Origin of the sequence: Acinetobacter portensis (genome assembly GCF_010646905.1) — a bacterium.
In the GTDB taxonomy this organism is placed as follows: Bacteria; Pseudomonadota; Gammaproteobacteria; order Pseudomonadales; family Moraxellaceae; genus Acinetobacter; species Acinetobacter portensis.
Window position 1 is genome coordinate 1679405 of sequence record NZ_JAAARQ010000002.1, and the last position, 14956, is coordinate 1694360.

At 37.4% G+C, this 14956-nt stretch carries 10 protein-coding genes; 3 read left to right on the plus strand and 7 right to left on the minus strand.

The genetic code is table 11. The features are described 5' to 3' along the window. Nucleotides 1-163 precede the first annotated feature (163 nt). Entirely contained in the window at nt 164-2377 is a 2214-nt protein-coding gene (locus GTK57_RS08005) for a TonB-dependent receptor (protein WP_228720299.1), read from the minus strand. Between the two features lie 254 nt (nt 2378-2631). Here GTK57_RS08005 and tig point away from each other — a divergent pair, with 254 nt between their 5' ends. The 3 genes from tig (at nt 2632) to clpX (ending at nt 6105) form a co-directional block, all read left to right on the plus strand. Next, nucleotides 2632-3963, plus strand: coding sequence for a trigger factor (gene tig, locus GTK57_RS08010; RefSeq protein WP_152874692.1), 1332 nt, complete (start codon nt 2632-2634; stop codon nt 3961-3963). Nucleotides 3964-4156: 193 nt separating this feature from the next. After that, nucleotides 4157-4768, plus strand: a complete 612-nt coding sequence (gene clpP / locus GTK57_RS08015; RefSeq protein ID WP_152874691.1) for an ATP-dependent Clp endopeptidase proteolytic subunit ClpP — start codon at nt 4157-4159, stop codon at nt 4766-4768. A 26-nt stretch (nt 4769-4794) separates the two neighbouring features. Then, nucleotides 4795-6105, plus strand: coding sequence for an ATP-dependent protease ATP-binding subunit ClpX (gene clpX, locus GTK57_RS08020; RefSeq protein ID WP_163122459.1), 1311 nt, complete (start codon nt 4795-4797; stop codon nt 6103-6105). A gap of 59 nt (nt 6106-6164) precedes the next feature. Here the strand turns inward: clpX and GTK57_RS08025 are convergent, their stop codons facing one another. The 6 genes from GTK57_RS08025 to GTK57_RS08055 form a co-directional block, all read right to left on the minus strand. Next, entirely contained in the window at nt 6165-6692 is a 528-nt protein-coding gene (locus tag GTK57_RS08025) for a DUF2059 domain-containing protein (RefSeq protein WP_163122462.1), read from the minus strand. Between the two features lie 134 nt (nt 6693-6826). Continuing rightward, nucleotides 6827-8353: a fumarate hydratase gene (locus GTK57_RS08030; RefSeq protein WP_163122465.1), complete on the minus strand. Its 1527-nt coding sequence runs from the start codon at nt 8351-8353 to the stop codon at nt 6827-6829. Between the two features lie 761 nt (nt 8354-9114). Further along, nucleotides 9115-9459 (minus strand): YciI family protein, encoded by a 345-nt coding sequence (locus GTK57_RS08040; RefSeq protein ID WP_152874689.1) that lies wholly within the window; start codon nt 9457-9459, stop codon nt 9115-9117. A 221-nt stretch (nt 9460-9680) separates the two neighbouring features. Then, a complete protein-coding gene (pta, locus tag GTK57_RS08045; protein WP_163122470.1) occupies nt 9681-11822 on the minus strand; it encodes a phosphate acetyltransferase in 2142 nt (713 codons plus the stop codon). 44 nt (nt 11823-11866) lie between these two features. Beyond that, nucleotides 11867-13081, minus strand: coding sequence for an acetate/propionate family kinase (locus tag GTK57_RS08050; RefSeq protein WP_152874687.1), 1215 nt, complete (start codon nt 13079-13081; stop codon nt 11867-11869). A 413-nt stretch (nt 13082-13494) separates the two neighbouring features. Next, a complete protein-coding gene (locus GTK57_RS08055; RefSeq protein ID WP_163122473.1) occupies nt 13495-14760 on the minus strand; it encodes a glutamate-5-semialdehyde dehydrogenase in 1266 nt (421 codons plus the stop codon). Nucleotides 14761-14956 lie beyond the last annotated feature (196 nt).

The window sequence follows — 14956 nt, forward strand, 5'->3', positions numbered from 1 at the left end:
TGGTGACTTTTTGAAAGTGCTTCACTGCGTGAAATAAATTTAGTGATATTCATTGAAGCTTTCTGTAAGTCATACTCATGAAAGATATTTATTTTTTATGAGTCATAAAAAAAAGGGGGATTTATAGAAATCCCCCTTTTTTATTACATTGAATATCGTTTATTTAGAAACGATATGTTCCTTTAAGGGCAAATGAGCGACCAGGAGCTACAGTTGAGAAAATACCAACATGTGAAGCATCGTAAATACGTTCGTTTGTAATGTTGTTAATATTTAATTGAAGACCTACTTCTGGCATAAATTGGTAACTTGCGAATGCATCAAAACGGACATGTGATGGCAATATGTATTCATTTGCATCGTTCGCGAAACGATCATCTACATATGAAATGCCACCACCAAGACGCAATTTATCTAGGACTTGGTAAGTCGTCCACAAATTAGCACTATTTTTAGCAATATATTTCATTTTATTGCCATTCTCTGGACTGATAGCACCATTTACATAGCCATTATCTAGAATTTTGCTATCTAGATAGGTGTATCCAGCGGAAATATCCCACTTCGGTGTAATTTGCCCAATTGCACTTAGTTCAAAACCACGAACACGATTTTTACCATTAACACTTACAGTTCCATCAATATCAGTTGTACGTGCATTCGTTTTTTTAGTTTCAAATATAGCGGCATTTAAAGCTAAGCGCTCATTAAGTACTTCCCATTTAGTCCCCAGTTCAATACTACGAGTTTCTTCTGGATCGATATTGTCACTTAGTCTATTACCGCTTGCTACACCATCAGCACCGCCAGCTTGTCCTAAGTTATCACCACTAGGATTCATTGAAGTTGCGTAGTTAGCATAAATACGACCATTAGGTGCGATTTTATATACAGTACCAAGTTGGTAGTTGAACATATTGTCAGATACAGTATCGATTAAATCAGTAGATTTATAATCATCAAAACGTAAACCTAGATTAACATCAAACTTTTCTGTCAGATTTATGTTGTCGAATAAGTAAAGACCAAAGACTTCAATTTCACCTGCACGAGTTTTAGGACCGTAAGTGATTTTAAAATTACTATAATCACCGTACGTTGGATTGTACAAGTCAACTTTTTCATTAGATGGTAAACCTGTAACAGTTGTATCTTTGTTGCTAATGCGCTCTTTACTGTAATCTGCACCAACAACAAAGTTGTGTGTAATATTTCCGGTATTAAATTTACCTGTTAGGTCAAGTTGACCAACACTTGAATGACTTTCACGATATCGAGCGCGATCTCCACGGTTATAATAAAGATCTGTACCATTTGCACTACATGCTGAGTTGTCTGTATTTATGGCAGAACCACCACGGTTAGTACATTCAAAACTTACACGAGTAAAGAAGTAATCTTGCATACTCGTTAAGTCTTTTACTACAGCTTTTAGAGAAAGATTGTCGTTGAAATCATGTTCAAGATTTAAGTTAAAGCTTTCAGATTCATATTTTCTGAAATCAACACCCGGGCGACCATAGTTAGTATCAAACTTACCACCTTCAAAAGGGGTATTTCCCCATAAATTCATTGTATTGCTAAATGGTACTCCCATATCTGGGGTATCATTAAACTCTAAGTAGTTATAACCTAAAGTTAAACGTGTTGGTGTGTTCAGACCAAAAGTGATAGATGGCGCAATACCCCAACGGTCAACTTCAACATTATCACGTCGAGCAGTTTCGCCTTGATCTAGCATTGCATTTAAGCGCACAGCAATATTGTCGTTAATGGCAATATTGTTATCTGTAGTGAAGCGATATTTTGTATGTCCTTTACCAGATGTTTGATATTCAGAAGTAATTTCGGATTCTGTTTTATCTTTAGGTTTTTTAGTAATTAAATTAATCGTACCACCTGTAGAGCCACGTCCTGAATATACAGACCCAGGACCTTTACTCACTTCTACAGCTTCAAGGTTAAATGTTTCATGAGATCCACGTGCATAATCACGCATGCCGTCAATAAGAATATCTGTACTTGCTTCATAACCACGAATAAAAGGACGATCACCCATTGGTGTTCCTCCTTCACCAGCTCCTAAGGTAATGCCAGGGGTGGTTCTTAGAACATCTTGCAAAGACGTAGCACCACGTTCATCAATTTCTTCTTTAGAAATAATGTTGATTGTGCGTGGTGTATCTAGAAGTTTTGTTGTTATTTTTGAATTATTAGATTCTTTAATATAATAGCTTGTGTGCTCTGCCGTAGAGGAGATTGTTTCAAGTTGATGTGAGTTTTGATCTTGGTCTGCAAATGTAAGTGGAGTTGAAAAGCTGATTAAAGAGGCAACAGCGATTCTTGTTCGTTTCTTACGACTTTTAATGTAATTCATAACAATGCCCTAATAAAAAAAGAATAAAAAATGCACAAAGTAAACAAGTATCGCAATGGTAACGATAAGTATTATTATTTGCAATTAAAACTACACAATTTCCTCTTGATTGTTACCTAATAAATATGAGCAAGTGCTTTGTACAAAGACTATAGCTAAAAGTGATATAATCCTTTTTTTGTATATCTTTAAATGTTGTCATATAATGTGGCACTTTTAAAAAAACTGTTATTTCCAATTATATCGAGGAAGCCATGCAAGTAACTTCTGAAGCGGTTTCGGGCGTTGCCCGTCGTTTAAACGTATCTGTACCGACGAGCCGTATTAATGAGCAATTTGAAGCTCGTTTGAAACGCACTGCCAAAACTGTAAAGATTAACGGCTTCCGTGCGGGTAAAGTACCTGTGAACGTAGTTCGTCGCGAATACGGTGCTGGTATTTATCAAGAAGTTGTTAACGACATTATTCGTGACACAGTTTTCGAAGCAATCCAACAAGAGAAAATCAACGCTGTTGGTATGCCAAACATCGATAAAACTGAAATGAAAGATGATGCTTTAGTTTATGAAGCAACTGTAGAAGTTTATCCTGAAGTTGATGTTAAGTTTGATGGTTTAACAGTTGAACGTAAATCAACTGAAGTAAACGACAAAGATGTAGATCAAATGATCGAAAATCTTCAAAAGCAACGCGCTTCTTGGGCTGAAACGAAAGGCATGGCTAAAAAAGACATGCAAGTAACTTTCGACTTTGAAGGTTCTGTAGATGGCGAGAAGTTTGAAGGCGGTTCTTCTGAAGACTTTAAACTTGTATTAGGTTCAGGTCGTATGATCCCTGGCTTCGAAGACGGTATCGTTGGTATGAAGAAAGGCGAAGAGAAAGTTATTGATGTAACTTTCCCTGAAGACTACCAAGCTGAAAACCTTGCAGGTAAAGCTGCTCAATTCAAAATTACTGTGAAGCTTGTTGAAAAGCAAAAACTTCCAGAAATTGATGCTGAATTCTTAAAAGTATTTGGTTTGACTGAAGAAGAAGGCGTTGAAAAACTTAAAGCTGACGTTCGCAAAAACATGGAACGTGAAGTGAAAAATGGTCTTCGTAACCAAGTTAAAGGCGCAGCTTTTGATGCACTTGTAGCTGCAAACGAAGTTGAAATTCCTGAGTCTATGTTAACTCAAGAAATTGACCGTCAACGTCAACAAATGATTCAACAATTTACTCAACAGTTTGGTGCTCAAGGCGCTAAAGCATTTGATAGCAGCATGCTTCCAGATGATTTGTTCAAAGAGCAAGCTGAAAAAGCAGTTAAGCTTGGCGTATTAGTAAGCCGTGTTTTAGCTGAATCTAAAATTGAAGTAGATGCTGCTCGTGTTGAAGCTTACATTGCTGACATGGCTTCTTCTTACGAAGATCCAAACGAAGTAATCGAATTCTTCAAAAATGATGCTCAACAACGTCAACAAATTGAAGCTGTTGTATTAGAAGATCAAGTTGTAGATCACATTTTAGCTTCTGCTAAAGTAACTGATACAAAAGTAAGCTATGAAGACTTATTGAAAGAGCAACAAGCTCGTCAACAAGGCTAATTTCTAGCTGAAATAAAAAAAGGCGCTTAAAGCGCCTTTTTTTATGAAAATAAAATATAGAAATCACTTTTTCTTTGATGAGTTTGATGTAAAAATTTCTGCTATTTAATCTCGAATATTTTGCAATTTTGGCAAATATCCCTCATATTGTGGCTATGGGTTAACTCACAAGAATTTAGGAATAAATAAACGTATGTATGTTCCAACAATTGAAAATGCTTTAGTTCCAATGGTGGTAGAACAGTCTTCCCGTGGTGAACGTTCATTTGATATTTTCTCACGCCTTTTACGTGAACGTGTGATTTTTTTAACAGGTGAAGTTGAAGACAACATGGCGAACTTAATTGTGGCGCAAATGTTGTTCTTAGAAGCTGAAAATCCAGATAAAGATATCCACTTATATATCAATTCACCTGGTGGCTCTGTAACTGCTGGTATGGCAATTTACGATACTATGCAATTTATTAAGCCAGACGTTGTGACTTATTGTTTAGGTCAAGCTGCGTCAATGGGTGCATTCTTACTCAATGCTGGTGCTGAAGGTAAGCGTTATTGCCTTGAAAATGCACGTGTGATGATTCACCAACCGCTTGGTGGCTTCCGTGGTCAAGCCTCTGATATTGAAATTCATGCACGTGAAATTCTATTCATTAAAGAGCGTTTAAACCGTTTAATGGCTGAACATAGTGGTCAAGACTATGAACGCCTTGCTAAAGATACAGATCGTGACAATTTCATGACTGCACAACAAGCAAAAGAATACGGCTTAGTCGATGAAGTTTTATCTAAACGCCCATCAATTTAAAAAAAAGATTAGTTATTGGAGTAAATATGTCCGAACATCCTCAAGAACATAAGAGTTGTTCATTTTGCGGTAAAACGCAGTCTGAAGTCGGGAAACTGATTGCAGGCGAGGACGCATATATCTGTAATGAGTGTGTGGACGTATGCCTAGATTTAGTGCAAACCAGTCAGCAAGTAGAATCTAGCGATTGGGCGACTAAACCATTACCAAAGCCACATGAAATTCGTGCGGCATTAGACCAATATGTAATTGGTCAAGATGTTGCGAAAAAAACGTTATCTGTTGCAGTTTATAACCATTACAAACGCTTAAAAGTGCAAAATAGTGGTCATAAAGCAGAAGATGGTATCGAAATTTCAAAAAGTAACATCATGCTTGTAGGTCCTACAGGTTCAGGTAAAACATTGCTTGCTCAAACACTTGCTCGTTTACTCGATGTTCCTTTTGCAATTGCAGATGCAACTACATTAACCGAAGCAGGTTATGTGGGTGAAGATGTTGAAAATATTGTACAAAAGCTTCTTCAAAAAGCAGACTACGATGTAGAAAAAGCGCAAAAGGGCATTATCTATATCGATGAAATCGACAAGATTACGCGTAAATCTGAAAACCCATCAATTACACGTGATGTTTCAGGTGAAGGTGTACAACAAGCTTTACTTAAAATGATTGAAGGAACAATTGCTGCAATTCCACCACAAGGTGGTCGCAAGCATCCTCAACAAGAATTGATTCAAGTTGATACTTCAAACATCTTATTTATTTGTGGTGGTGCATTCTCGGGTCTTGAGAAAATTGTGCAACAACGTCAAGAAAAAGGTGGCATTGGTTTTACTGCAGAAGTGCGTAAAAAAGATGAAACTAAAAAGCTTTCTGATTTGTTCCGTCAAGTTGAATCAAATGACTTAGTGAAGTTTGGTTTAATTCCAGAATTTATTGGTCGTGTGCCTGTTGTTGCAACACTTGATGAGCTAGATGAAGATGCATTAATGCAAATTCTGACTGAACCTAAAAATGCATTAACACGTCAATATCAATACTTATTTGACATGGAAAATGTAGATTTAGTTTTTGAAAAAACTGCATTACGTGCTGTTGCGAAAAAAGCATTAGAACGTAATACGGGTGCACGTGGTTTGCGTTCTATTCTTGAAAACTCATTGCTTGAAACAATGTATGACTTACCAAGTCGTACAGATGTTGGCACGGTTGTGGTGAATGAAGCGGTTATTAATGATAATGCTCAACCAGAGCTTAAAGCTGAGCGTCAGCCAAAGCAAGAAGTTAAAAAAGAAGAAGCAAAAGTTGATCTTAAGTTGGTAAATAAATCTGCTTAATTTATTTTTGTTTTAAAAAAACGTGCCTTAAGGCGCGTTTTTTTTGTTTAAACATAAATTCAGTGTTTTGTTAATGGCTCAATTATTTTCAAAATTTCTTTTTCATAGTCTGAATTTTGCATCGTTTCTTGGGCGATCCTTTCAATTGCTGTTTGAATTTTTAGCATTGTATCCGTACTTTTTCTGTTAATTGATTTGCCTTCTGGTGTTGATAAAAAGGTGTTATAGGCTTTAATTTCTTCTTCGGTATAAACTTCTTTCACAACTTGTTTGATGGCATCTGTTGCTTTTGGACTTGCTACCGTTTTTCGGGTCATATCCAACATTTTTTGACTAAGCTTAAGGGCAATAGACACTTCATTTACATCAAGTTTTTCATTTGGTGAGATGCTTTGAATCATTTGTTCTGCTTGATCATCAAAATAGGGTTGAAGCTCATTTAGGCTTTTATCCAAGATTGTATTTAACTCACTCAGTTGAAGAAACTTATTTATGGTTGCTTCAGTAGCAGGAGCTGCATATATCGTAGAAGAGCCTATGAAACATAAGCTAAATAAAGCAGATTTTAAAATTTTTGAATAAGCCATTATTGTTACGCATCTTTCATTATTGTTAGTTGAATAGTAGCGTTTTAAATGAGTAAAGCGAATGTTATTTTGTACCTTTAATAAAAAATGCTACCCATCCGAAGAGGGGTAGCACAGATCAAATAAGTTAAAACTTATTTTGCAGCAGCATCTGTTACTGGGATTTTACCAATTTTCGCTTGCCAAATTTTTGGCGCAGTTGCGTGAATAGATGTACCATTTACGTCTACTGCTACAGATACAGGCATGTCTTTTACAACAAACTTGTAGATTGCTTCCATACCAAGGTCAGCAAAGGCAACAACTTCAGCTTCACGGATTGCTTTAGATACTAAGTAAGCAGCACCACCCACAGCCATCAAGTAAGTTGCTTTGTTGTCTTTAATTGCTTCAACGGCAGTAGGACCACGGTCTGCTTTACCGATCATGCCGTAAAGACCTGTTGCTTCGAGTACTTGACGTGTGAATTTATCCATACGAGTCGCTGTAGTCGGGCCAGCAGGGCCAACCACTTCATCACCAACAGGATCTACAGGGCCAACGTAGTAAATAAACTTACCTTTTAAATTGACAGGAAGCTCTTCACCATTGTTTAGCATATCAACCATACGTTTGTGCGCAGCGTCACGACCTGTATAAATTGTACCGTTAAGAAGCAACGTATCACCTGGTAACCAAGCATTCATTTCTTCTTGTGTAAGCGTATCTAAATTTACACTTTTAGATGTTGAAGAATCCCAAGTTACAGCAGGGTAATCTTCAATTCTAGGTGCAATAATATTTGCGATACCTGAACCATCAAGCGTGAAATGTGCATGACGAGTTGCAGCACAGTTCGGAATCATGCCAACAGGTTTGCCCGCTGCATGACATGGATAATCTTTAATTTTAATGTCTAAAACAGTGGTTAAACCGCCAAGACCTTGTGCACCAATACCCAAAGCATTCACTTTTTCAAACAACTCAATACGAAGTTCTTCGATTTTGCTTTCTGGGCCACGACGAAGTAATTCGTCCATGTTGATCTCTTCCATTAGAGATTCTTTGGCAAGCATCATTGCTTTTTCAGCAGTACCACCAATACCAATACCCAGCATACCCGGTGGACACCAGCCTGCACCCATCGTAGGAACAGTTTTAAGTACCCAATCCACGATTGAGTCAGATGGGTTAAGCATTGCCAGTTTAGATTTGTTCTCTGAACCGCCACCTTTTGCTGCAACAGTGATATCTACTTTGTTACCTGGAACAAGTTTGTGGTAGATCACAGCAGGTGTATTGTCTTTAGTATTCTTACGACCAAAAGCAGGGTCTGCAAGTACAGATGCGCGTAGGATATTTGAGTTTTCTAAGTAACCTTGGCGTACACCTTCATTAATCGCGTCGTCTAAGCCCATCGTTAAATCGAATTTAACGTCCATGCCCACTTCAACGAATACGTTTACGATACCGGTATCTTGGCAAATTGGACGATGTCCTTCTGCACACATACGAGAGTTAATTAAGATTTGTGCGATCGCATCTTTTGCAGCTTTGTTCTCTTCACGGTCATACGCACGGCTCATCGCTTGGATGAAGTCTTGTGGGTGGTAGTATGAAATGAACTGAAGCGCATCTTTAACCGATGTGATCAAGTCATCTTGCTTGATAATAGTAGTCATACAAAAATCTCTTGAGCGGGCTGTTAGCTAGCGGGCTAAATTATAAGATAAAAAGTGAGTTTTGTGGGTGTTTTGATCAAGCTTTGGGCGAAAGTTTAATGTGTTGTCATAATTGTGGTTCTAGCTGTCATATTTGATGGTTTTTTGATATTTTTCTTGTCATATTTCATGAAATATTTGTAATATTTGATAGCGTAGAATGTACTTTTATTTACTAAGTGATTGATATTTATTGCTATAATAGTTATTTGTAATGTTTCATATTTGTCATATAACTGTCATAAAACTTTAAGATAATGTTCATATCAAAGTTAGAGTATGAAATGATGGTTACAGCAGTGATGTCAGTGGTTGGTTTTTCTATGTTTATCGCAGCAACTTGGTTCTACGGTCAGCAAGAAGATCAAGCCTAAGCTTTATCTTCTTTTTTTTTTGCTTAAAATCTTATAAAAATAATAATCTTCTCAAATCTCAAATCTCAAATCTCAAATCTCAAATCTCAAATCTCAAATCTCAAATCTCAAATCTCAAATCTCAAATCTCAAATCTCAAATCTCAAATCTCAAATCTCAAATCTCAAATCTCAAATCTCAAATCTCAAATCTCAAATCTCAAATCTCAAATCTCAAATCTCAAATCTCAAATCTCAAATCTCAAATGCCTTTTTAGCTTTATTATTCTAAACATAAAAATACCCCATCATTCGATAGGGTAGGATAGGATGTCATTTCTGGATGACGGAATACTTTAATAATTATGTATTAACGTAAAAGAATTTCTCGTACTTCTACGCTACCGCCTGCAACTAAAATTGGATTTGTTTTTGCTAATTCTAAAGCAGCTTCTAAGCTTTCAGCTTTCACAATAATATAGCCTGTTAAAAAGTGTGAAACTTCTTTAAATGCACCAAGAGTTGTTGAGCCATCTGCGAATAAAGTTGTTGCCATAGTTGGAATAGGTGGCATTGTTCCACCTAAATTTACAACAGCACCAGATTCTTCAAGATTTTTAAGCCAAGCCATTCTTAGCTCAATTTCTTTAGGATCGCTGAATGCTTCAGGAGACATGTTTGTGTTAGCTCTTAAAAATAAAACGAAATTTTTCATAATTTTATAACTCTTTGTTTGTGCTTGGAGTACTTTTATTTACATGGGAAATTAAATAATAAGTATTATAATATATTGATTTTATAGCTTTTTATTTAAAGCGGGGGTTTTAGTTTTGCTTATTATGAAAGTGAAGTCAATATCATAGTTGATACTAAAAATAAAAAACCCCATCATTCGATAGGGTGGGGTTCTTAAAACGTTTGAGTCAAAATTAGATTTTAAACCGACTGTTGCTCAGCTTGAATTGCCGTTAGAGCAATGGTAAATACAATATCATCCACCAATGCACCGCGTGACAAGTCATTTACAGGTTTGTTTAAACCTTGAAGCATAGGACCAACACTCACTACATTCGCAGAACGCTGAACCGCTTTATAAGTTGTATTACCTGTATTTAAATCTGGGAAAATAAACACATTGGCACGACCTGCAACTTGCGAATCAGGCGCTTTAGAGCGACCAACACTTTCAACTGAAGCGGCATCGTATTGAAGTGGTCCATCAATGAGTAAATCAGGGCGACGTTCTTTGGCAATACGCGTTGCCTCAGCCACTTTTTCAACATCTGCACCTGCACCCGAAGTGCCTGTCGAATATGAAATCATGGCAATGCGTGGGTCAATACCAAAAGCTTTTGCAGAATCTGCAGATTGAATGGCAATTTCAGCAAGTTGTTCGGCATTAGGATCTGGGTTAATTGCACAGTCGCCATAAACATAAACTTCATCGGGTAACAACATGAAGAATACCGATGATACAAGCGAATAATCAGGCGCTGTTTTAATCAGTTGGAAAGCAGGGCGAACAGTATTGGCAGTGGTATGAACCGCACCAGAAACCAAGCCATCAACTTGATCTAAAGCCAACATCATCGTACCTAAAACCACGGTATCTTGAAGTTGCTCTTTCGCTTGAAGCTCGTTAATTTTACCTTTGCGAAGCTCAACCATTTTCCCAACGTAATTATCTCGAATTAAATCAGGATCAATAATTTCTAAATCATTTGGTAGTTCAATACCACGTGCTTTTGCAACTTCAACAACAACTTCAGGTTTTGCCAATAAAATACATTGTGCAATTCCACGAGCCTGACAAATTGCCGCAGCTTCAATGGTGCGTGGTTCATCACCCTCAGGTAAAACAATACGTTTTTTTGCAGCAGTGGATTTTTGCACAAGCTCATGACGAAAAGCAGAAGGTGATAAACGTTGTTGATACGAACCGTTTAACATATCTGTGAGCCATTCTGTATGAATATGGCTTGAAACAAAACGAGTTACTTGTTTCGCACGTTCGGTATCATCAACAGGAATTTCATTGCCAAAGTTGGCAAGTCTTTGTGCTGTTTCAAACGTGCTTAAAGAGGTGTGTAAAATTGGCAAACCTAGCTTAATTGCAGATTGGCAGAAATTTAAAACTTGATTATTCGGTTGATGATGCTCGGTAAGTACCAAACCTGCTAAAGGAATGCCATTACTGCTTGCAAGGCTACTTGCTAAAAGCACATCAATTCGGTCAGATGCGCTAATGATTAGTTCACCCGCAATAAATTTATTGAGTTCATGTTCAATATTTGAAGCAATTAAACTGCTGTGCAAAACACGACGCAGATTTGCATCGCCACGATTAATCCAATTTGCTTGAATATGTGATGCGAGATCGGAAACACGTGGAACACTGAGCGTATTACTAAACGGAACTAAGCCGATAACGGGTAAATCTTTCGAGCCAATATGTGCATGTGTTTTTTGAATTTGTGCAACGAAACTTTGAGTCTCATCAACCAAACGTAAACTTGGGTCAAGGGTAACAGGAATTTGTGCAGAATCTTCAGATAAACCTTTGGTGCGCATGAATAGAATGCCCGAAAGGCGACCACCCGAAATACCACCATATTGACGCAATTGATTTTCAACTTTTTCCGCAGATGCAGATGCTTGATTAATATTGGCATTACTGACAATAATGACTTTGGCATCCAATGCTTTTGCAAGAGCGGTATTAATTTCTGCGGCAAAAGAATCTCGACTCGTTGGCACAACGCCTTCAACAATAATTAAGTCATGTTTTTTTGCAATTTCGCGATGCATACGCACAGCATCTTCAAGCAGTTCATCATTTTCACCTTGATTTAGGCGACTTGTGAGTACTTCAAAAGTAATGGGTTCAACGGTTTCATCTTTAAATAAATGCTGATAAAGCGCAGTAGTACGATCTTCTGTTTGCGCTTGTGCTTCTTGGGAAAAAGGCTTTAAGAAACCTGCTTTTACACCTTGGCATTCCAAAGCATAAATTAAGCCTAAACACGCAGATGTTAAACCGACGCCTTCAGCAGTTGGAACCAATAAAATCGTTTTCATAGAGGTCTAAATCTTCAAAATCAAAATAATGAGTTAAATATGTTTTAAGCCGATACCGCTTCAGACTTTTTTGCTAAGAATGCATTTACCTCATTTTGAACAACAGAAGCCGTTTCTTTGGCAATGCGACCTTCTTCATCTGTAGGTACAACCCAAATTTGTGGACCTGTGCCTGCATCAATACGACCTTCAGTGCCACGTTTTAAGCTGTCGTTTGCTTCTTTGCTTAAATTGAAACCAAAATGAGGTAGGTAAGCGAGGGTTTTCTCACGAATAAATGCAGAGTTTTCGCCAATACCGCCTGTGAAGAACAAACCATTGAGTTGTGGTAAACCACAGCTAAGTGCAGCAAGAGATTTTGCTAATCGGTAGCAGAATACTTCAATAGCAAGTGTTGCATCTTCATTGCCTTGTTCCGATGCTTCAATAAGCGTACGCATATCATTGGAAAGATCGGACAGGCCTAAAAGACCGCTTTGGCTGTTCAGCATTTTGTCGATTTTATAAATATCCCAACCTAAGTTAGAGGCAAGGAAACTATGAATACTTGGGTCTACATCACCACTACGTGTACCCATTACTACGCCTTCAAGCGGTGTTAAGCCCATTGATGTATCAACACTTTGTCCATTCCAAATAGCACAGGTTGAACTACCGTTGCCTAAATGTGCTGTTAGCCATCCACCTTTTTTGAAGCTACCTGCAAGTTCAGAACCACGTTCAGAAACATAAGCATGACTTGTGCCGTGGAAACCATAACGACGCACGTTATGGTGTGTGTAAAGGTATTTCGGTAACGCATAACGATATGCATGTGCAGGCATCGTTTGATGGAATGCAGTATCGAAAACAGCAACTTGTGGTAAATCTGGGAATAAACGTTGTGTCGCTTCAATACCCACTAAGTGAGCAGGGTTATGTAATGGTGCAAGTGGCGTTGCTTCACGAATAGTTTGGATAATGTCATCTGTAATAAGTTCGGCTTTGGTAATTGTTCCACCATGAACAATACGATGACCAATTGCATCTGGTTTGTAGTTAGCAAGACGTTCCAAGCCAACTTCTAATGCTTGTCTGTGATCTGCATTCGGAATACTAATATCTATAGGTTCATTACCCATAGTGACGCCTTTAATTCGGGCTTCTGGTGTGCCTAAGTTTTCAGCCAAACCATGAATGCGGAAGTCTTGATCTTCGAGTAAAAGTGCAAATTTAATTGAAGATGAACCGCAATTGATGACGAGTACTGATTTAGGCATAACCTTTCCCTTAACTAAAATGATCGTACTTGAGTTGTTTATTACTCTGGATCATTGATATTCAATATATTTATATCTTTTGATCTGTGTGTATTTGTATCATGTGCTTTTTTCTTGTCCTAGATAGACTTTAGGAGATTAGACTTAAGCACAATCGACCTTTAATTCAATAATAATTAAAATTTATGAAGTTATAGACCTCATTTATTATTGAAATGGTGGTATTTCATATTAATCACACAGTTAACATAGCATAGTTTGTAAAATATCCATAAAATGTTTATGTGATTATTTTTTGTTATTTTTAAATCGGTTTTTAAATAAAACCTCATTAAATTATTAACTTAATTTTTTTGAAAAATAAAAAAAGGGCTCATCGAAAATGAGCCCTTTTTGTTTGTCTTTAATTTGATCTATTGGCGAATTTGACCATCACCAAACACAATCCATTTTTGCGATGTTAAGCCTTCTAAACCAACAGGACCACGTGCATGAATTTTATCTGTAGAAATACCAATTTCAGCACCTAAGCCATATTCAAAACCATCTGCAAAACGAGTAGATGCATTAATCATCACAGAACTTGAATCTACACGAGCCAAAAATTGACGTGCAAGGTTGAAGTTTTCTGTAATGATTGAATCGGTATGATGTGAGCCATATTTATTAATGTGCTCAATGGCTTCATCTATGCCTGAAACGACTTTTACTGCCAAAATTGGTCCTAAGTATTCTGTGTACCAATCTTCTTCTGTCGCAGGAATAACAGTGCTTCCCAGAATTTTTTGAGTATGTGAGCAACCACGTAGCTCAACTTGTTTTTCTGCATAAAGTTCAGCAATGCGTGGTAAGAATTCTTCAGCAACTTTTTCATCTACAAGTAAAGATTCCATTGCATTACATACGCCATAACGATGTGTCTTGGCATTGAGAGCAATAGGAAGTGCTTTTTGTAAATCTGCTTGTGCTTCAACAAATACATGGCAATTACCATCTAAATGTTTAATGACAGGAATGCGCGCTTCTTTAGTAATACGCTCGATTAAGCCTTTGCCACCACGAGGGATAATCACATCGACAAATTCAGTGAGCGTAATCAGTTGACCCACAGCAGCACGATCTGCAGTATTAATGACTTGAACTGAATTTTCAGGTAAGCCTGCAATTTTTAAACCGTGCTGAACCGCTTCAGCAATGGCTTTATTTGACTCAAGCGCTTCTGAACCACCACGTAAAATAATGGCATTACCAGATTTTAAAGCAAGGGAAGCTGCTTCTAAAGTCACGTTTGGACGAGATTCGTAAATCATACCAACTACGCCTAAAGGCACACGCATTTTACCAAGTTGAATACCCGATGGGCGATACGCTAAATCTGTAATTTCACCAATAGGATCTACAAGGCTGATGACATCTTTCAAGCCATCTAACATGCCTTTAAAGCGTGTGGGGGTAAGTTCTAAGCGATCAAGTAAAGCACTGTCCAAGTTATTGGTATGTGCTTTGGTCATATCAATTTGATTAGCAGCTAAAATTGCAGATTCACTGTTTTCTAAAGCAGTGTAAATAGCAGATAAAGCATTGTTTTTTGCTTGGGTAGACGCACTTGAAAGCACGCGTGATGCTTGACGTGCTTGTTGTCCTACCGTTTGCATATATTGTTCAATAGACTCTTGCATAGCGGTTTGATCACTTAGAAATTTCTACTCGATATTAACAGCCCTCAGCAGGACAATGAAGCTTCAATTAATAAAATAAAATGAATCAGAGTGTTGAGATGTTTTTTTTAACTTAAATTGAGCGAAAACATGTGGAATATAACGCTTTATAATGTGTTTATTTTTTTAATGCTCATCTAAGTCTATAAAAAAAGAG